17 protein-coding genes are annotated in these 17,223 nt (G+C 60.2%); 4 read left to right on the forward strand and 13 right to left on the reverse strand.

The genetic code is table 11. From position 1 onward, the window contains the following. Window positions 1-24: 24 nt before the first annotated feature. Genes P3T40_RS00635 through glnT form a run of 3 tightly spaced genes read right to left on the reverse strand, consistent with a single transcriptional unit; the run spans window position 25 to window position 3,010 of the window. Window positions 25-714 carry a protein glxC gene (locus P3T40_RS00635; protein ID WP_074268611.1) on the reverse strand — a complete coding sequence of 230 codons (690 nt, stop codon included), beginning with the start codon at window positions 712-714 and terminating at the stop codon, window positions 25-27. Further along, window positions 702-1,610: a class II glutamine amidotransferase gene (locus P3T40_RS00640; protein WP_429265748.1), complete on the reverse strand. Its 909-nt coding sequence runs from the start codon at window positions 1,608-1,610 to the stop codon at window positions 702-704. Before P3T40_RS00640 ends, P3T40_RS00635 begins: the two co-directional genes overlap by 13 nt. Window positions 1,611-1,621: 11 nt before the next feature. After that, window positions 1,622-3,010: a type III glutamate--ammonia ligase gene (gene glnT / locus P3T40_RS00645; protein ID WP_429265749.1), complete on the reverse strand. Its 1,389-nt coding sequence runs from the start codon at window positions 3,008-3,010 to the stop codon at window positions 1,622-1,624. Between the two features lie 225 nt (window positions 3,011-3,235). Between glnT and P3T40_RS00650 the strand changes: the two genes are divergently transcribed. Beyond that, complete coding sequence (locus P3T40_RS00650) at window positions 3,236-3,838, forward strand: helix-turn-helix domain-containing protein (RefSeq protein ID WP_429265750.1); 603 nt, start codon at window positions 3,236-3,238, stop codon at window positions 3,836-3,838. A 257-nt stretch (window positions 3,839-4,095) separates the two neighbouring features. Here the strand turns inward: P3T40_RS00650 and P3T40_RS00655 are convergent, their stop codons facing one another. Continuing rightward, window positions 4,096-5,061: a LysR family transcriptional regulator gene (locus tag P3T40_RS00655; RefSeq protein ID WP_429265751.1), complete on the reverse strand. Its 966-nt coding sequence runs from the start codon at window positions 5,059-5,061 to the stop codon at window positions 4,096-4,098. A gap of 186 nt (window positions 5,062-5,247) precedes the next feature. On the opposite strand from P3T40_RS00655, the gene P3T40_RS00660 reads away from it, so the two are divergent. Further along, the gene (locus tag P3T40_RS00660) at window positions 5,248-6,435 is read left to right on the forward strand and encodes an NAD(P)/FAD-dependent oxidoreductase (RefSeq protein ID WP_429265752.1); all 1,188 of its coding nucleotides are present in this window, start codon (window positions 5,248-5,250) and stop codon (window positions 6,433-6,435) included. A gap of 43 nt (window positions 6,436-6,478) precedes the next feature. On the opposite strand, the gene P3T40_RS00665 is transcribed toward P3T40_RS00660, so the two are convergent. Continuing rightward, window positions 6,479-7,099: a dihydrofolate reductase family protein gene (locus tag P3T40_RS00665; protein ID WP_429265753.1), complete on the reverse strand. Its 621-nt coding sequence runs from the start codon at window positions 7,097-7,099 to the stop codon at window positions 6,479-6,481. A 153-nt stretch (window positions 7,100-7,252) separates the two neighbouring features. Then, a complete protein-coding gene (locus P3T40_RS00670; protein ID WP_429265754.1) occupies window positions 7,253-8,905 on the reverse strand; it encodes an FAD-dependent oxidoreductase in 1,653 nt (550 codons plus the stop codon). Between the two features lie 373 nt (window positions 8,906-9,278). Here P3T40_RS00670 and ald point away from each other — a divergent pair, with 373 nt between their 5' ends. Continuing rightward, a complete protein-coding gene (gene ald, locus P3T40_RS00675; RefSeq protein ID WP_429265755.1) occupies window positions 9,279-10,397 on the forward strand; it encodes an alanine dehydrogenase in 1,119 nt (372 codons plus the stop codon). Between the two features lie 101 nt (window positions 10,398-10,498). Here ald and P3T40_RS00680 read toward each other — a convergent pair whose 3' ends face one another. From P3T40_RS00680 to P3T40_RS00700, 5 genes are all read right to left on the reverse strand, one after another. After that, window positions 10,499-10,861 carry a cupin domain-containing protein gene (locus P3T40_RS00680; RefSeq protein WP_429265756.1) on the reverse strand — a complete coding sequence of 121 codons (363 nt, stop codon included), beginning with the start codon at window positions 10,859-10,861 and terminating at the stop codon, window positions 10,499-10,501. 112 nt (window positions 10,862-10,973) lie between these two features. Further along, entirely contained in the window at window positions 10,974-11,465 is a 492-nt protein-coding gene (locus tag P3T40_RS00685; protein ID WP_429265757.1) for an NUDIX domain-containing protein, read from the reverse strand. Between the two features lie 499 nt (window positions 11,466-11,964). Continuing rightward, a complete protein-coding gene (locus tag P3T40_RS00690; protein WP_429265758.1) occupies window positions 11,965-12,273 on the reverse strand; it encodes a hypothetical protein in 309 nt (102 codons plus the stop codon). A 99-nt stretch (window positions 12,274-12,372) separates the two neighbouring features. Next, entirely contained in the window at window positions 12,373-13,122 is a 750-nt protein-coding gene (locus P3T40_RS00695) for a class I SAM-dependent methyltransferase (RefSeq protein ID WP_429265759.1), read from the reverse strand. A 241-nt stretch (window positions 13,123-13,363) separates the two neighbouring features. Continuing rightward, a complete protein-coding gene (locus tag P3T40_RS00700) occupies window positions 13,364-13,657 on the reverse strand; it encodes a hypothetical protein (protein WP_429265760.1) in 294 nt (97 codons plus the stop codon). Between the two features lie 804 nt (window positions 13,658-14,461). On the opposite strand from P3T40_RS00700, the gene P3T40_RS00705 reads away from it, so the two are divergent. After that, a complete protein-coding gene (locus tag P3T40_RS00705; RefSeq protein WP_429265761.1) occupies window positions 14,462-14,803 on the forward strand; it encodes a DUF4148 domain-containing protein in 342 nt (113 codons plus the stop codon). Window positions 14,804-14,877: 74 nt separating this feature from the next. Here the strand turns inward: P3T40_RS00705 and gfa are convergent, their stop codons facing one another. Together gfa and P3T40_RS00715 are read right to left on the reverse strand one after the other, a co-directional pair. Further along, window positions 14,878-15,453, reverse strand: a complete 576-nt coding sequence (gfa, locus tag P3T40_RS00710; protein WP_429265762.1) for an S-(hydroxymethyl)glutathione synthase — start codon at window positions 15,451-15,453, stop codon at window positions 14,878-14,880. A gap of 352 nt (window positions 15,454-15,805) precedes the next feature. Next, a complete protein-coding gene (locus tag P3T40_RS00715) occupies window positions 15,806-17,155 on the reverse strand; it encodes an aldehyde dehydrogenase family protein (RefSeq protein ID WP_429265763.1) in 1,350 nt (449 codons plus the stop codon). Between the last annotated feature and the right edge of the window lie 68 nt (window positions 17,156-17,223).

Raw genomic sequence — 17,223 nt, forward strand, 5'->3', positions numbered from 1 at the left:
GGGACCTTCTTCGAGAGCGTGTGTTCAATATTCCTGGTTCGCGTCGGCGTTCCAGTGGTAGAGCGTGCGAGCAGAAGCGATCCGTTTGAACGACGCGGGGTCATGGTCCATGCCAGCGGCGGCGAGCAGTGCGCGTACGGCGTCGAGATCGGCCTGCGTCATCGGCTCGTATTGCGCGTCCGCGCCGAGCGATTTCACTTCGCCGCGCACGTACAGCACCGCTTCGTAAAGCGAGTCGCCTAGCGCGTCGCCCGCATCGCCGCAGATCACCATGCGCCCGGCCTGAGCCATGAACGCAGAAAAGCTGCCCACCGATCCCCCCACCACGATGTCGCCGCCCTTCAGCGAAATGCCGCAGCGCAGGCCTGCATCGCCGTCGATCACCAGCAGGCCACCATGCGCCGAAGCGCCTGCACCGTTCGAGGCGAAACCCTTCACATGCACCTTGCCGCTCATCATGTTTTCCGCGACGCCGGTACCCGCGCTACCGTCGATCTCGATCGTCGCGTGTTTGTTCATGCCGCCCGCGTAATAGCCGGCGTGACCGGCGATCGTCACTCGCACCGGCGCATCCACACCAACAGCGAGGTTATGCGCACCGTTCGGCGCGACGACCGTCACCGCCTGGCCTTCCAGTTCGCTTGCCGGTTTGTGCAAGAACTGGTTCAACTCACGGACCGTCGTGCGCTCCAGATCGAAAGTCAGGCTTTCCATACATACATCTCCTCGGGTGCAGGTTCGAAGACCCTGGCGTTCTTGATATCGGGCAGATGCGCGAGCGAACGGAACTCGGAAGCGATCGCGACGTAGTCGTCGTTTTCCGCGACCACCGCTGGCTTGCATGCGAACGGATCGCGAATCAGCGCGAGTTCGCTTGAGGTGCCCATCAGGAACGTGTAGAAGCCATCGAGTTCTTCGAAGCCCTTCTGCAGTGCGACCGGCAGCGTGTCGCCTTCGCGCAGCCGCCATTCGAGAAAGCGGCAGGCGGCTTCGGTGTCGTTGTCGGTATCGAAGTGAATGCCTTGCGGTTCGAGCTTGCGGCGCACACCATGCGCGTTCGACAGCGAACCGTTGTGAACCAGACAGAAGTCGTCGCCGGCTGTGAATGGATGGGCGCGGTCGGGCGTCACGGCGGATTCGGTCGCCATGCGCGTGTGGCCCACCAGATGCGTGCCCCTCAGGTTCGCAAAGTCATAACGCCCTGCTACTTGCGATGGTGAGCCGATATCCTTGTAGAGGTCGATCGAGCGGCCGCTCGAGAGCAGATACAGCTTCGGATAGTGTTCGCGCAGCCACGTCTTCACGCCTTCGACATCGCCTTGCACCGTCAACACTGCGTGATTGCCTTTCGAGTCGACTCGCGCGGTGACGTCCATCGCCGCATTCAGCGCTTCCACCAGCGGCTGCCACGCGAAGTCCGAGCCCTCTTTCGTAAAGCCCGCATAGAGGCTCAGCTTGCGCTGGCTCGCATCGACCGGCTTGCCGAACACCGCGAGGCCCGCCGAGTCCGGTCCGCGCTCGGTCATGCCGATCAGCATCGGCACCATCAGAACGCCCAGCCGCTCGCGCAGTGCAGGCGTCTTCACCAGCAAGCCTACAATTCCGCACATTGTGGTACTCCTTAGAAAAATTCGAGGTAGGTCTTAAGTTCCCAGTCGGACACGTGGCGCATGTATTCGAGCCACTCCATCCTTTTGAGCTTGAGGAATTCGTCGGCGACCGGGCCGAGCGCGTCACAGATCACGCGGTCGGACTCCAGTGCGTCGAGCGCCTGTTCGAGGTTTTGCGGCAGCACGCCGATGCCGTGTTCCGAGAGCCGCGCGGGCGACCACTCGTAGAGGTTTTCGTTGGCCGGCTCGCCCGCCGACATGTCACGATCGACGCCGTCGAGTCCCGCCGCAATCACCGCCGCGGTCGCGAGATAAGGATTGCATGAGCCATCGGGCAGCCGCAGTTCAATACGCTCGCCAGGCATGCGCACCATGGTCGAGCGGTTGTTGTCTCCGTAGCTGATATAGGCCGGCGCCCACGTTGCGCCCGTCAACGAGCGGCCAACCACGAGACGCTTGTACGAGTTCACCGTCGGATTGCACAGCGCGGTCAGCGCCGGTGCGTGGGCGAGCAAACCAGCCGTGAACTGGTAGCCGAGCGACGAAAGCCCCATGCCGAGCTTGTCCGCCGGATCGGCGAACAGGTTGCGCTCGCCGTCGCCGATCGACATATGCATATGCATGCCATTGCCCGGGCGGTTCGCGAACGGCTTCGGCATAAACGAGCAGATCATGCCGAGTTCATTGGCGATCTCCGAGGCCGCCATCTTGAAGAACACGTAGTGATCGCACGAGGTCAGGCAATCGGTGTACGTGTAGTTGATTTCGAACTGCCCGTTGGCGTCTTCGTGATCGATCTGATAGACGTCGATGCCTACTGCGCGCATCGATTCGGTGAGCTTTTCCAGGAAGACACGCGTACGCGAGAGACCCTTGTAGTCATAGCATGGCTTGGCGAGCGTATCGCTCGGGTCGCACGGCTCCAGCGTGCCGGACGCCGAACGACGCAGCAGCGAAAACTCCGGCTCAAGACCGGTGAAGAGGGTCCAGTTGCGCTCGGTCATTTTCGCAACCGCCTTCTTCAGCGTCACACGCGAATCGTATTGCCACGCCTGACCACCCACGTGACCGTCGCAGACGATCCGTGCCAGACCCGGCTGCCACGGCACCGGCGTGAGCGTCGCCAGATCGCCGACGGCCATGTAGTCGGGACCGTTCGGCTCAATGCCGACACCCCAGATCGCAAACCCCGCGAAGCCGGCGCCCGCTGTCAACACGCTCTTCAGATGACTGACCGGCACCGATTTCGCCTTGGCCACGCCGTGAATATCGACAAACTGCGCCAGCACGTACTTCACGCCCTGCTGCGTCAGATAAGCTTGCGCCTCTTCCGCCGAGCCGGACCGGGGCACGCATCCGAGTTCGTTGACCGGCAGCTTGGTCGCATCGTTCAGGTTCATCGCCGCTCCTTGCAACAACAGTGTTGGTGGGTTGGAAAAGCCACACGCAACGCGTGTGACCAGGCTATGCAACACGCTTTCGAACGGCGGTTGCCGCACGCTTCAAACCCGTCTTGGATCGGACGGGAACTTTATTGGCGATAAACTAAGATTCCCTTTGAGAAACTCCTTGCACGTGATCCAGGTACTACGATCTGCTACGCTTCCACTTTTCCTGAGGCCTACATGCAAACCGGTGAAGACAACAACACGCCGCTCGAACGCTACCTCGGCATCACCATTCGCGAGCTACGCCAGCGCCACGGCCTGACGATCGCCCAGGTCTCCGAGCAGGCCGGCATCAGCCGCGGCATGCTCTCGAAGATCGAGAACGCACAGACCTCCGCCGGCCTCGACGTGCTCAACCGCATCGCCCAGGCGCTCGGTGTTTCGCTCTCCACGTTGTTCCGCAATTTCGACGTGCCGCAAGGCGGCGCACAGCTCGTCAAAAAGGGAGCCGGCATGGAGGTGGTCCGCAAAGGCACCAAAAGCGGTCACACCTATCACCTGCTCGCTTACGACCAGGGTCCGCGCAAGCTCTTCGAACCCTTCCTGATCACAATGGAGGACGAGGCCGAGCGCTTTCCCGTGTTCCAGCATCCGGGCACCGAATTCATCCATATGCTCAAGGGCGTGATCGAATACCGCCACGGACAGCAAACCTACATCCTGCATCCCGGTGACACCCTCACCTTTCAGGGTGAAATACCCCACGGTCCTGAACGTCTGATCAAGACGCCCATTCAATTCCTGTCGATCTTTGTGTACCCGCAATCGAGCGCTGACTGATCTCGCGCTGCGTCCGGTCACGGCCGGCGCGCAAACCAATGCAACGTTTGTGCCATGTTTATCTGGGTGAATCAAAAATTCCCGTGAATAAACGCCTTGAGCGCAGTGAGGCTTGCTGAACAATCAGACCGAAGCGCTGGCTGGCTCGACTGCGGTGCACATCTTTGTTGCGGCTGGTGCGACCTTGCACAAGAACGAGGTGCGTGGTTAAGCTGCGTCAAAAGCAATGCTTATACAAAGCGGGGCTTTCCCTAGCCTTAGCCCAACGCGTCGTCCGGCAGATCGGGCAGCACACGCGCCAGCGACGGCCGGATTGCGTTGTCGAGTACGCCGCGCGTCAGCGTGACAATGTCGCCGGCGAACTGATCCCATTCGCCCTGCCGGTGCAGCAGAAAGAAATCGCGCCGCCCGAGGCGGCTCGGCGGTAACGGCATCACCGCGATATCGTCAAGGTAGTGACGCGCCTGCCACAAGCACAAGGGCGTCGAAATCGCGAAACCCACGCGCGCCGCCACCAGACTCAGCAGCGGATCGGTGGCGTCGAATTCGTAACGACGCGGACTGTTGATACCCAGGTGCCGCGCGAAACGCTCGATCTGCTGGCCGATCACCGAGCGCGCCGTGTAGCGGATCAGCGGCATTTCCTGGGCGAGCGTGCGCCAGTCGAAAGAGCGGTGGCCGCTCAGATGGCTGCGCGCAACTACCACGACAAACGCTTCGGAAAATAGCGGCACTTCGACGATTCTTGCATCGGTCAGCGTGGTCTGCGTGCAGATCGCGATATCCAGTTCTCGATCGTGCAGTTGCTTGCTCAGACCCGGCGTCAGGCCTGACCACATTGAAATCTGCCGCTCCGAATTCGACACTGCTCGGATCAACTCTGGGCCGACGGTCGCCGCGAACGAATCGACACAGCCCAGCCGCACCGGCATCTTGCCCGTATGCGACGCATCGCCGATGCGGGCGGCGACCATCTTCGCATGCTCGATCAACGGGTCCGCCAGTTCGAGCAGCGCGCGCCCCGCCACGTTTGGCCGCGGCGGGCGGCTCTCGCGGTCGAACAGCGTCAAGCCCTGATCGCGCTCCAGCGCGGCAATCGACTGGCTGATCGCGCTTTGGCTCACGCCGAGCTGCTTCGCAGCGCCCGACATCGATCCGCTGTCGCACACGGCGACGAAAGCCTGCAGCGCGCGCAGATCGATCGGGGTCGGGGTTCGTCTCATGGCTTGCTCCGCTCGCGTCGGTGACTTGCCGGTCATCCTGTGCGGCACCAAAGCATGGTGCCAATGTTCGCAGGGCCGGTGGTCAGGATGAGAAATTGCATTGGCTCCCCATAAGTTTGCCTAATACAAAATTAGCGCGCCCGCCGTTTTCCTAGAATTCGCCTTATCGCCCACTCAGAGGTCTACATGACCCACTACGACTTCATTGTGATCGGCGCTGGCGTCATCGGCGCGTCGGTCGCCCATCATCTCGCTGCACAAGGCGCGCAGAGCGTGCTGGTCATCGAGCGGGGCACGATCGGCGCGGGCACCACCTCCCAGTCGTCCGGCCTGCTGCGCACGCATTATTCGGTACGACAGAATGTGGAACTTGCGCGTTCGTCGTGGTGGGCGTTCAATAACTTCGCCGAATACGTCGGTGACGACGAAGCGTCCTGCGGCCTCGTCAAATGTGGCTATCTGATCTGCTCGCCAGAGGGCGACAAGCTTGAGCCGCTGCGCGCCTCACTCGCCGCGCAGCGGGACATGAGCATCGAAGTGCAGCTACTCGACAAGGATGAGGCACGCGAGCGCCTGCCGATCGCGAGTTTTGACGACGCCGCGCTGATCGGCTTCGAACCGGAAGCGGGCTTTGCCGATGCCTATCTGGTCGCCACCGGCTTTGCCCGTTCGGCGCACCGCCGCGGGGTCAAGATCATGGAAGGCGTCGCGGTGACGGGCCTCATCCGCGAGGGACTCCGGATCATAGGTATCGAGACGAGCGCCGGCCGCTTTGGTTGCGGCTCCCTCATCAGCACGCAGAACATCTGGACACCTGAACTCGCCGGCTGGATCAACGTGCCATTACCGGTGAAGCCGGAGCGTCACACGGTGCTCGCACTTGAATGCGAGGGCGCCGCCTACTCGTTCAAGATGCCTGCGTTCAAGGACCTGGGCTCAACCGGCATGCTCTACTACCGCAGCTATGGCGGCAGCCAGATGCTCGTGTCCGAGGGCGTAGTCGGCGAAACGCTGAGTTCGCCGGAGACGGAACAGGGGGACATCTCGCTCGATTATGTCGCCGAAGTCGGCGCCCAGGTCGCCGAACGCTTCCCCGCTTATGAAGCTGCGGGGCTCGCTTCGTCGTGGACCGGCGTCTACGACGTGACGCCCGACTGGAATCCGGTGTTGGGCAAGGTCGCCGATATCGAGGGACTTGTGGTCGGCTTCGGCTTCTCCGGGCACGGCTTCAAGCTCTCGCCCGGTATCGGCAAGATACTCGCCCAGCATGCGCTCGGTCAGCCGACAGACGTTTCTCTCGCACCCTATGCACTCGACCGGTTCGCCAGCGGCGCGCTACTGGTGGGCAAATACGGTTCCGGCGCGGTCTCCTGATCAAAGGATGCTGAAGTCATGACCATCAACATCATGCGACGCTTCATACCGGCTGGTAGACGGCCGCCACGACGCCAGAACTGAAGGGGGTCGCGTCGATCAGGCGCAGATCAACTGGGCTGCGCAGTCCGGAGAACAGCGGTTGGCCTTGGCCCAGTACAACCGGATGAATGACCATTCGATATTCGTCAATGAGGCCCGAGGCGACGAGGCTTTGGGCGAACCGGGCACCTCCCTGCGCAAGGATGATATTGCCCGGCTGTTCCTTCAGTCGAAGAACTTCCTCCGCGAGATCGCCGCGTGCCACCGCGGGTTCGGCCCAGGACTGCAGGACCGCCGCTGTGGGCGTCACGCCAGGCGTCCGATCCACCTGTGTCCCGTCCTTGATACCGCTCCTCGAAAAGATGACCTTGGGGATGTCGTTCATCGCCGGGGCAAGCGGGGAGTCCGAATACGGCCAGAACGCCGCCATGTCGTAATAGGTACGGCTCCCCATTATGTGCACGCCGGCTTCGTGAAGCGTATTGAGAACCCACTCCGTAGAATCGGCGCCCCGTGTCCGGAATATCCAGTCAAGCTCGCCGTTCGGTCCGCAGACAAAGCCGTCCATGGAGACGGACATCTTCAACACGAGCTTTCTTTTGGTTGGCGTTGCGCTAGCCATAAGTCCTCCTTAGTCTTTCGATGGTTCGTAGAACGAGGATGCCAATGTCGATTTTGGCTTCTTCGCATAGCTACGACGAACGACTGGGGCACAATTCGACATGGTCCAGGGAACAGGCTCAGTGGACCCGCGACGGCTCTGTCGCAGCCAATGCTAACTGGCGTCGTGCTGCAAATATTTGTGGGCGAACGCGATCGCCATGCTGCCTTCGCCGACCGCTGAAGCGACGCGCTTCACTGGGCTCAATCTCACATCCCCACAGGCAAACACGCCAGGAACACTCGATTCGAGGAGGTAGGGATCCCGGCTATGGGACCAGCGTCCCGCCTTGACGACGTCGTCGCCGGTGAGAACATATCCGCGCACATCGCGTGCGATTTCCTCCGGCAACCACTCCGTCTCTGCATCGGCGCCAATGAACACGAACAATGCACCACAGTCGTGTCGACGCACCTCTGCGCTCGCCCCATCGCGTACGTCGATCGCTGTCAGATGGGTATCGCCGTGCGCACCGACTACTTCCGATCGCAGTTGCACTTCTATGTTTGACTTCCCACGAAGCTGCTCGACGAGATAGCGAGACATGCTCTTCTCCAGCGAATCGCCTCGCAGGACAAGCGTAACCATGCGCGCATGATTGGCAAAGTACAACGCTGCCTGGCCGGCCGAGTTTCCACCACCGATCAGATAGACGTCGAGGCCGTGAGTAGCGTTCGCTTCGCTACGTGACGCGCCGTAGTAAATGCCTTTACCGATAAACCGGTCGAAGCCGTCAATCGCGAGGCGGCGCCACGTGACGCCAGTTGCGAGAATGATCGTTCGCGCCCGGATGACGCCACCTCCGTCGAGGTGAACGCTACGGCCGGCGACATCGATTCGAGCGACAGACCGTGTCACCAGAATCTCCGCACCGAGCCGCCTTGCCTGTTGCAGTGCACGGCTCGCCAGTTCGTCGCCCGACACGCCGTTGGGGAACCCGAGGTAATTCTCAATACGCGAGGACGTCCCGGCCTGCCCGCCTGGCGCTTCGCGCTCCAGCACCACAGTACGCAAGCCTTCCGACGCACCGTACACTGCCGCAGCGAGACCGGCCGGCCCGCCACCAATGATCATCGTGTCGTATTCGGTGAGGCGAGGCTGTGTCTGCAGACCCAGCAACTCCGCAAGCTCTCGTGTCGCAGGTCGGCTCAGCACCGTCCCGTCGACCAGCCGCAATGCCGGGCAATCTTGCTCTGGCGGACAGGTTCCAGGCCAGCGCGCCGTCACTTCGGGCGCATCCGGTGTCATCCAGTCGCAGCTGATCTGGTTGCGGGCGAGGAACTGGCGCAACGCGGTACAAGCGGTGTCCCAGCGACTTCCAATCATGGTCACGCGGGCCTTGGGCGGCTCGGCGGAGAGGCCCTGCAGTCCACCAATGCGCTCGCGCGCAAGGGCGCCCATCCTGAACGCAATTTCCGGCGACGCCGCAGCAAGTACGTAGTAGCGCTGCGCGTCCACGCGCATGACACGCGACGGCTCCGCGGCCCGATAGGCACCAGGAAACGGCGAACTCAGCGCGAGCGGCACTTCGCCAAAGATGGTTCCGGGCAGACGCCAGCCCAGCGTGCGCTCGACACCGTCGAACGTCTTGATGACTTCCATCTTGCCGGACACAACGGCGTACAGTGCGCGCTCCCCACCTTCATGGACTGCGAACTCGCCCGCGCACAGATGCAGGTCTGCGCACGTGTGCGCGAGATGTTCCAGTTCGTCGTCAGGGAGTGTTGAAAATAGTGGAATCGCCCGGATGTCGTCGATTGTCAGCATGGCTTCGTCCAAACAGGCAATTGAGGTGAAGTTAGTTATGCGAACGCATACCACAGCTGCGCGATAAACAGCAGGCAGGCCAAGCCAGTATATGACTTTCGGATGCGAATGTTTATTCGCTGGAGCCAGGCGCCAGATTCACACATCACCTTATTCAGGTGTTTCAACCAAAATTCACCATAATTACGTTAACAACCGCTGCTGTACCGTCGATAGTATTTTGGAAATCACTACTCATAGCAGGACATGGCATCTACGCCACGCTCGATTTCCAAACGCATCCCGTTCCGACGCTACCCGTTACGACCTGTGCTGAGCGTCTGACGAATCGGATCATTTCGCGGCAGACCGGCAGTCCCATACAGGAGGCAATATGCACATAGGCGTTCCGAAGGAGATCAAGAACCACGAGTACCGTGTCGGTCTCACGCCGTCATCCGTGCGCGAGATCGTCGCGCATGGACACAGCGTGGACGTCGAGACAGGCGCTGGCGCTGGCATCGGCGCAACGGACGAGGCGTACCGGGCCGCGGGCGCGCAGGTTGCATCCAGCGCTGAAGCGGTGTTTGCCGCTGCCGACATGATCGTCAAGGTGAAAGAGCCCCAGGCGCCCGAGCGTGCGCTGCTGCGCCGAGGACAGATTCTATTCACCTATCTGCACCTCGCGCCGGACCCAGAGCAGTGCGCCGATCTCGTCCGAAGCAACGCGGTCTGCATCGCCTACGAGACCGTCACGCAACGCGGCGGTGGACTGCCTTTGCTCGCGCCCATGTCCGAGGTTGCGGGCCGCATGTCGATTCAGGCGGGCGCTTTCAGCCTGGAACGCGCGCACGGTGGCAAGGGTATCCTGCTTGGCGGCGTGGCGGGCGTGCCCTCCGCGAAGATCGCGATCCTCGGCGCCGGCGTGGTCGGCACCAATGCCGCGCAGATGGCTGTCGGCACCGGTGCGCAGGTGGTCGTAATCGACCGCAATGTCGACGCGCTGCGACGCATGGACAGGCTGCTGGGTGCGCGCGTGATCACCGTGTATTCGAATCAGGACAATATCGAACGATACGTGCTCGATGCCGACCTCGTGATCGGCGGCGTGCTCGTGCCCGGCGCCGCTGCGCCCAAACTCGTCACGCGCAAGATGGTGGATGCGATGAGCCCGGGCTCCGTCATCGTCGATGTCGCGATCGACCAGGGTGGGTGCTGCGAAACGGCGAAGCCTACGACTCACGCGGACCCCACGTACAAAGTTGGCGAAGTCGTACACTACTGTGTCGCAAACATGCCCGGCGGTGTGCCGCGTACGTCCACTTATGCGTTGAATAACGCGACGCTTCCCTTTGTCCTGCAAATCGCCGACCAGGGCTGGCGCAAAGCGCTTACAGATGACGAACATCTCCGCCGTGGCCTGAATGTCGCGTTCGGCAAGGTGACCTGTCCCGAGGTCGCCGAAGCACTGGGCTACACCTGCGAGGACGCAGGCGTTATCGCAGCTGAATAGCAAAAACATGGAGACGAAGCGCGGCGGTTTATCCGGTCGCGCTCTCGAGCCAACTTGGTGCCGTGATTCGCCCCCTGGCAGACTCGGCCCGCCGACTTTCGCTATGCAGCGCCGACCTTTCTACGCGGCCGGGCCGTTACGCCGTCAACGGGGGGGCCGAGAAACTCGATATCCCATTTCTTACCGAGGTCCCGTAATTTATCGGGTTCGGGCTCACCGTTCGCCATGACACCACGAAGTTCGGTGAAAAAAGCCGCCGCATCGAATCCCGGCGTGATCAGAACCAGCATTCGCGACATCTGGTCGGCGATGTTGGTAAACCGGTGCGTGCTGCCCACATGAGCAACCACGGTTTCTCCTGCGCTCACGACCATGCGCTTCCCGTCCACTTCGAACAGGTATCGACCACGCGCGGGCGTGAAGTCATGCTCGCGGTCGGTATCCGGTAACACGATGGCATGCAATCGAAAATCCGCTAGTCAGCCATCACTCGTGCATATCGTAGAACCGAAGAATTAGCTCAAAATGATTTTCTGGCGGTCACATAGGATCGAAGGAGAGCGTTGCTCCGTGTCGCTATCGGTCGCTACTGGCTTTGCGGAGATACGCAGCGACCGCCCCTGTCAGCGCGATGCTCTGCAACTCCTCCGGCGATGCCAGATGCGCGGCGATAATCTCACGATTATCAAGCCGCAACTCGGGCATGCAATCGAGGTGCAGTTCGAAGAAATACACCCGGTCTCTTCGCCCGTCCCAAATGCCGCAGGCGCTGCCCGCGGGGAGTAACGGGTACGAAGAGAGACCAATCTCTTCCTCCATTTCGCGCTGCGCCGCTGCGTCAGGCGTCTCACCTGGGTGGACACTACCGCCGGGAAAATTCCACTCGGTCCGGTACGATGACTTCACAAGCAACAGCGCCTGTCCGACGTAGATTGCTACTAGCGCGCCCTCATGGTTAGGCCGTCGAAGGTGCCACCAGGCGCGAGCGAGCCGGAACCCAACGCGAAGTGCTATGCGCCAGACAGAATCGATCAGCATATCCGGTCGCACTCGCTCAAGGCTTGGCATGAGGTCTCCTTTCCTACGCTCACTCGGGATAGCCATTGTCAACAATTCAGGGGCGTATGTCGACCGGACGTGCGCTTGCGTCGAAGGCGAGCAAGCAACGCCAGGCCCTGGCGGCGGGCCACATCGCCTCGTCACAACCCTAAGTACTCCTCCCCGCCGGTGACGTTGTCATCAGCGCTGCCAGGCCCGCGGCACCCGCTCCAATTACGCAATAACGCGCCTGTTTCGACATCGTTCTATCCATCTCTTCTGATCGTGGGGCGGTATGCCCCGAACTGATCTGCTTCATGGACACGACTATCGGAATGTCAAAATTGCACGTGAAGGATGCCGGAACGGGTGTTTCCCATAGCCAGGTCCTATAGGAAGGTGTGCTGACTGCCGTCAGGTCCGAATCTAATGCGCGCGTAGGAAGAGACAAAAGGCCGCTGCCCGTGAGGGCAGCAGCCTTTGGATGAAGAAATCGACCTTCAGATTTGCCGATTTCGTGAGGTAGCTGTTATTGGCCAGCCGGCGACACTGTGCTCGGGGTCGCCAGCGTGTTGTTGGTCTTGGGTGCGCTGGTGCCGGGCGTCGAGCTATTGCTATTCGGCAGACCCGAGTTCGGCGACCCGGCCATGCCGCTCTCCGAATTGGGGGTACCTGGCGTGCCGTAGCCGCTCGTTGCGCCGTTCATCTGATTCGACGGGCTAGCCGTGCTGCCCGACGTACCGCCGCCGTTTGAGCCTCCGGCCGCCTGTGCATAAGCGCCGCCCGACAGCGTGAGTGCGGCGAAGGCCGCGATTAATGTACTGGTTGCCTTGTTCATGATCCGTCCCTCCTTGATTGAACTGGAATACAGACGCAGACGACCGCCGCCTGCTTGACCATGAATTCAGCAAGCGTCGTGCCGCGTGTTCTTATCTGCTCACGTCCCGCATATCGCGATGATTTCGGTGCTTGTTGCTTTCAGGAACGGGCCACCGTTCCAATCGCCAAACCATTCGACATCGCGGAATCCGGCTGTTCTTATGTCATCCGCCAGGTCTTCGCGGGACATGAAACGCAATCGGCTCTTACTGTTCTGACGAGTGTTGTCCCGGTGAAACATGTAATGCGTCTCAAACTCCACGAACTGGTCCGCCACTGCTGTGCATTCGTGAAAAACATCGACAGGTCCATGCTCGTTCGATTGAACCGAGCGCGCCGAAATCGCTGGCGTCCAAGCTCGCCATGACTGAACGCTTGGGTTGCGGGTCTCGAACATGAATTTTCCTCCGGCTGTAAGAAGCTCGCGCGACGTCCGCAGGGTTGCTATCACCTCATCGTCCGTCAACAAACACTGAAACGCATGCCCGGTCATCGTCACCACATCAAATGGAGGAGAGGTCGGTACGCTGCTGACGTCACCTACGATCCATTGCACCCTGCTGGCACCCGGACGTTGCCGAGCGTGTTTGATCATCATCGGGGAGGGATCGACCGCAAGGACTCTATGACCCGCAGCAGCCAACCGAAGCGCAAAGGTTCCAGTACCGCATCCCAAGTCCAGCACCCGCCGACTCTGGCTACCGATTTGTTTTTCGTAGAAGGCGTAGTCCCAATCTCCGGCATTTAATAGATCGTAGAGGTCCACTAGCCGAGGATCGGCATAGAGTCTGTTTTCAACTTTGGACATGCACTGGCGCTCCTTCGGGAGGGTGTCGCAACCCCGAGCAGTTCTAACGTTCAAACTCGATTTCGAATTTTATCTTGCTGAACTCCCGAAATTAGCGCGCCAGTCAAGCGTCTGTTCGTGGCCGTCAATGCCTTATACGATCAGCATCAACCGCCCAAATTCGCAGGGTCGCAATCAGCAGAAAAAAAAGACCGCTGCCTGTGAGGGCAGCGGTCTTCCTTACGATAGGTGGCGAATGCTGTTATTGGCCAGCCGGTGACGCTGTCGACGGAGTCGCCAGCGTGTTGTGACTCCCGGGAACGTTGGTGAGGGACGTCGAGCTATTGGTCGTGCTATTCGACATGCCCGAGTTCGGCGACCCGGAGCCCATGCCGCTGTCCGAGTTGGTGGCGCCAGGCGTGCCGTAGCCGCTCGTTGCATTGGCGGCCGGCGACACGGTGCTCGGGGTCGCCAACGTGTTGTTCTGTGCATAAGCGCCGCCTGACAGCGTAAGTGCAGCGACGGCCGCGATTAGTGTGCTGGTTGCCTTGTTCATGACCCGTTCCTCCTTAATTAGACTGGAATTTCGATGCAAACGATCCATTCGTATGTCTCCATAGCAACTGATACCAGTTTAGGGAAGCAGTCGCTAACAATTAAGCGCATTGCTTGCAAAGATGAATTTCGATTTTCGGAGTGAGGCCGCGTTGAACGCGGACTTCGGCCCGCATCTCTCGGGCGAACCCGCGAGGTTTCAAGGATCACACGTGGATTTTGATTGGTGGAGGAGCGCCCTGGCAGGGCGTCGCAAGACAGGAGGTACGTCGTTTCCCACAAGCACAAGACGTCCATCGCCTCCTTGCGGAACTGTAAGGCCTGCGCCTCCGTGGCGGTGACGGCGGTCAGCTCAAGACGATGCCCTCTCACGATGAGGTGTTTGCGGCCCGTTGCCTGAATTGCGCGGACGACTCGGGCTCAGCACACGCCCGCTGAATAGCCTGCAAAACCCGGCTCACAGTTAGCCACCCTGCGAAACTGCGATGTAACCGCTCGCGGGGCCTTCTTCTCACCGCCGGCTCCTGTACTCGATGCCGCAACCGAATAGCTCACCTAACTATTTACCCGGCGGCTGCGTTGGTCATACACGCTGTCGTACTCGCGGCTGCCAGGCGTTTTGATGGATTGCGATCGCCCCGCCGTTATGTGAGACTTGATCTCGCCGTCATCATTTGCGGTTTCCATTTCATGCTGTCGTTGGGACGAACGTACTTATCGACACGCACGTTGAAGCACATGCCCTTACGGATCACACGTGGGTTGTGCCCGTGACCTGCATCTCGATACTCAAACGGAGAAAAATATGACGTTACTGCAAACAAGGAAACTGTTGGCTTTGCTCGCATCGGGCACGTTGATGCTGAGCTCCGTCGTTCCCGCACTTGCCCAGTCTAGCGGCGTGTCCGCAACCGACACCACGTCTGCCTCCGCGCCCAGCACAAAGGCAGAGCAAAAAGCACAGCAAAAGGCACAGCAAAAGGCACAGCGAAAAGCAGCCCGCAAGGCGGCGCGGGCGAAGAACACCGCCGAACTGAAGAAATTGGAGAGCAACGGATATCAGCCGTCCGAGAACGATTCGAATTACCCGCAGAATCTGCAGAACGCAGAGAAGAAGGCAAACGCAGGCCAGGCAGCGAGCCAATAAACGGGTTTGAGGGCGCGTGTGGTCCACGCGCTTGACCTCCAGTTCTCTCGCCCTTGCGAAAACGCCAGTTTTTGCTACTTCAGCACACCATTGCGTTTGGCGATATGCGTGGACATCGCGTCCATCAACGGCGGGTTGAGCGCGTCGTACGGTGGGAGCCCGAGCTCAGTGAGCCGCGCACGCACATCGTCCATCTGTTCCGGTCTCGCACCGCCAGCTTCGATTACCGACGAGACGAAAGCCGCAAAACGCGGCTCTTCCCAGCCGCCATCGTCGGAGAGTTCGACGTGAATGAAGTCAAGACCGTAGAACGGATGGTCACGGTTTTCTATCCGGCCATACATGTGCGCTCCGCACGCCTTGCAGGCATGACGCTGGATTGCCGCTTTCTCGTCGACGACCTGGAGTTTCTCGGCATGAGCGGTGACTGCGACCTTGTCGCGCGGGGCCACGCCTATCATTGCGAAAGCTGCGCCAGCCGGTTTCCAGCACTTCGTACAGCCACAAATGTGGTTGTGTGCGACGTTACTTTCTACCCGGACTTCGACTTTGTCGCTCTGGCATTGGCAGTGGAGCGTGCCGCCGGTGAAACCCGGCGTGCCCTTCTTGACACCGCCGTCCACTGACGGGTGTATTTTCAAGGTACTCATTCTGTTTTCCTCCAATGTTTCTGAATGAAAATCGGCGCAATGAAGCTGCACCGAAGACGGCGCACAGTCGTGTCCTAGTAGTTGATCACGGTGCGAATCGCGATTCCCAGGGGTTTTCCTGCCCCGAATGCAACCGCAGCACGTGATTTCATGACAGATCTCTGGACGACTTGAATTTGTATAGACAAGCTTGCACAATTAAAAGACGTGCCGCAAGCAGTTTTGATCGGGAAGTCGTCAATCCTCGGGAAACCACTTATATATTAAGAGTGCTTATCGTCATGCCGGGAGCGTTGCGCAAGTCCGAATTGAGGTGCGGATTCCTCGCTTGAGATGGCATACTGGCTGGTCCTTATCGGGCCGTTGCTGCATGCTCCTGGTTGCCATATGTCGTCTTCCTGATGCACACGACTTTCGGTTGAGTCATTTCCTCGTACGCAAACCGGACACCTTCGCGGCCCAGGCTTCCGTACTTGAATCCCCCGAACGGCATCGCATCGAATCTGTAGTCCGATGAATCGTTGATCATGACCCCGCTCGCTTCCAACTCGTCGACCGCCTTGAGCGCGGCATGCAGATCGTTTGTGAAGATACCGGCATGCAGGCTGTACTCAGGGCTGTTGGCAAGGGAAAGCGCCTCATCCAGTGTCTCGATCCGTTGCAGAACGACAACCGGGCTGAATATCTCCTGCTTCCAGAGGTCACATTCGAAGCTGACGTCCTCGAGTACCGTCGGAGCGTAAAGCGAACCGTCTTGCGTATTCCCGCACAGCAGCTTGGCTCCCTGACTGATCGCGGCATCCACCACGCGTTTCGTTCGGATAGCTGACTGAGCTGTGATCATCGGTCCAACGTCCGTGTCAGGCAACGCGGGATTGCCTGACTTGAGCGCTCGAGTGCGGGCAACAAAGCGCTTCCTGAACTCGCTATAGATGGACGACTGGATCAGGATCCGTTGCGTGCCAATACAGTTCTGGCCCGCTGCCCAGTACGCTCCGGACACGCACGATGCAACGGCGTCCTCGAGGTTGCAGTCACTCAGAACGATGACCGGTGCGTTGCCTCCCAGATCCATCGCGAGCTTTTTGAGGCCTGCGGACCTGGCTATTCTCTCTCCGGTTGCGAATCCACCCGTAAAGGAAACCATTCTGACGTCCCGGGACGAGACGAGTGCTTCGCCGAGCGCTGCGCCACCCGTCGCGACCGACACGACGTTTGGTGGCATTCCGGCCGCCACCAGATATCCGACGAGCTTGATCGCCGAAAGTGGCGTGAGTTCGGATGGTTTTAGAACCACGGCATTGCCGCCAGCAATCGCCGGCCCGAGCTTATGCGCGACCAGGTTTAGTGGATCGTTGTACGGAGTGATGGCAACGATAATGCCGAGAGGTTCCCGAGTGAACCATCCCTGCCGGTTTTCCGATCCTCCATACGCGTCGAACGGCACGACCTCACCTACGTTTCGCCGCGCCTCATCGGCGGATAGCTTGAGCGTGTTCACGCAGCGCAGCACTTCCTTGCTGGCCTGCCGGATCGTCTTGCCTGCTTCCGCGACGATGAGATCGGCAAACGCGTCCTTGTCACACTCCACGAGCGATGCGCAGGTCTCGAGCACGCGGGCCCGTTCGTGACGGGACAGGTTCCGGCAGACGCGCGCGCCATCCTTCGCGGTCGGGAGATGCGTCAATTGTGAATGCGTCATTCATTTCGAAACGCCTGTGGTCGTCTTTTCTTTCGAATGCGGAAAATGGCAGAATCCAGCGCGCAAGC

This window comes from Paraburkholderia sp. EB58 (genome assembly GCF_050436665.1).
In the GTDB taxonomy this organism is placed as follows: Bacteria; Pseudomonadota; Gammaproteobacteria; order Burkholderiales; family Burkholderiaceae; genus Paraburkholderia.

Bases quoted from the DNA above. Each gene is read 5' to 3' on its own strand.
- P3T40_RS00635 (WP_074268611.1), bottom strand. From the start codon at position 714: ATGGAAAGCCTGACTTTCGATCTGGAGCGCACGACGGTCCGTGAGTTG.
- P3T40_RS00640 (WP_429265748.1), bottom strand. From the start codon at position 1,610: ATGTGCGGAATTGTAGGCTTGCTGGTGAAGACGCCTGCACTGCGCGAG.
- glnT (WP_429265749.1), bottom strand. From the start codon at position 3,010: ATGAACCTGAACGATGCGACCAAGCTGCCGGTCAACGAACTCGGATGC.
- P3T40_RS00650 (WP_429265750.1), top strand. From the start codon at position 3,236: ATGCAAACCGGTGAAGACAACAACACGCCGCTCGAACGCTACCTCGGC.
- P3T40_RS00655 (WP_429265751.1), bottom strand. From the start codon at position 5,061: ATGAGACGAACCCCGACCCCGATCGATCTGCGCGCGCTGCAGGCTTTC.
- P3T40_RS00660 (WP_429265752.1), top strand. From the start codon at position 5,248: ATGACCCACTACGACTTCATTGTGATCGGCGCTGGCGTCATCGGCGCG.
- P3T40_RS00665 (WP_429265753.1), bottom strand. From the start codon at position 7,099: ATGGCTAGCGCAACGCCAACCAAAAGAAAGCTCGTGTTGAAGATGTCC.
- P3T40_RS00670 (WP_429265754.1), bottom strand. From the start codon at position 8,905: ATGCTGACAATCGACGACATCCGGGCGATTCCACTATTTTCAACACTC.
- ald (WP_429265755.1), top strand. From the start codon at position 9,279: ATGCACATAGGCGTTCCGAAGGAGATCAAGAACCACGAGTACCGTGTC.
- P3T40_RS00685 (WP_429265757.1), bottom strand. From the start codon at position 11,465: ATGCCAAGCCTTGAGCGAGTGCGACCGGATATGCTGATCGATTCTGTC.
- P3T40_RS00690 (WP_429265758.1), bottom strand. From the start codon at position 12,273: ATGAACAAGGCAACCAGTACATTAATCGCGGCCTTCGCCGCACTCACG.
- P3T40_RS00695 (WP_429265759.1), bottom strand. From the start codon at position 13,122: ATGTCCAAAGTTGAAAACAGACTCTATGCCGATCCTCGGCTAGTGGAC.
- P3T40_RS00700 (WP_429265760.1), bottom strand. From the start codon at position 13,657: ATGAACAAGGCAACCAGCACACTAATCGCGGCCGTCGCTGCACTTACG.
- P3T40_RS00705 (WP_429265761.1), top strand. From the start codon at position 14,462: ATGACGTTACTGCAAACAAGGAAACTGTTGGCTTTGCTCGCATCGGGC.
- gfa (WP_429265762.1), bottom strand. From the start codon at position 15,453: ATGAGTACCTTGAAAATACACCCGTCAGTGGACGGCGGTGTCAAGAAG.
- P3T40_RS00715 (WP_429265763.1), bottom strand. From the start codon at position 17,155: ATGACGCATTCACAATTGACGCATCTCCCGACCGCGAAGGATGGCGCG.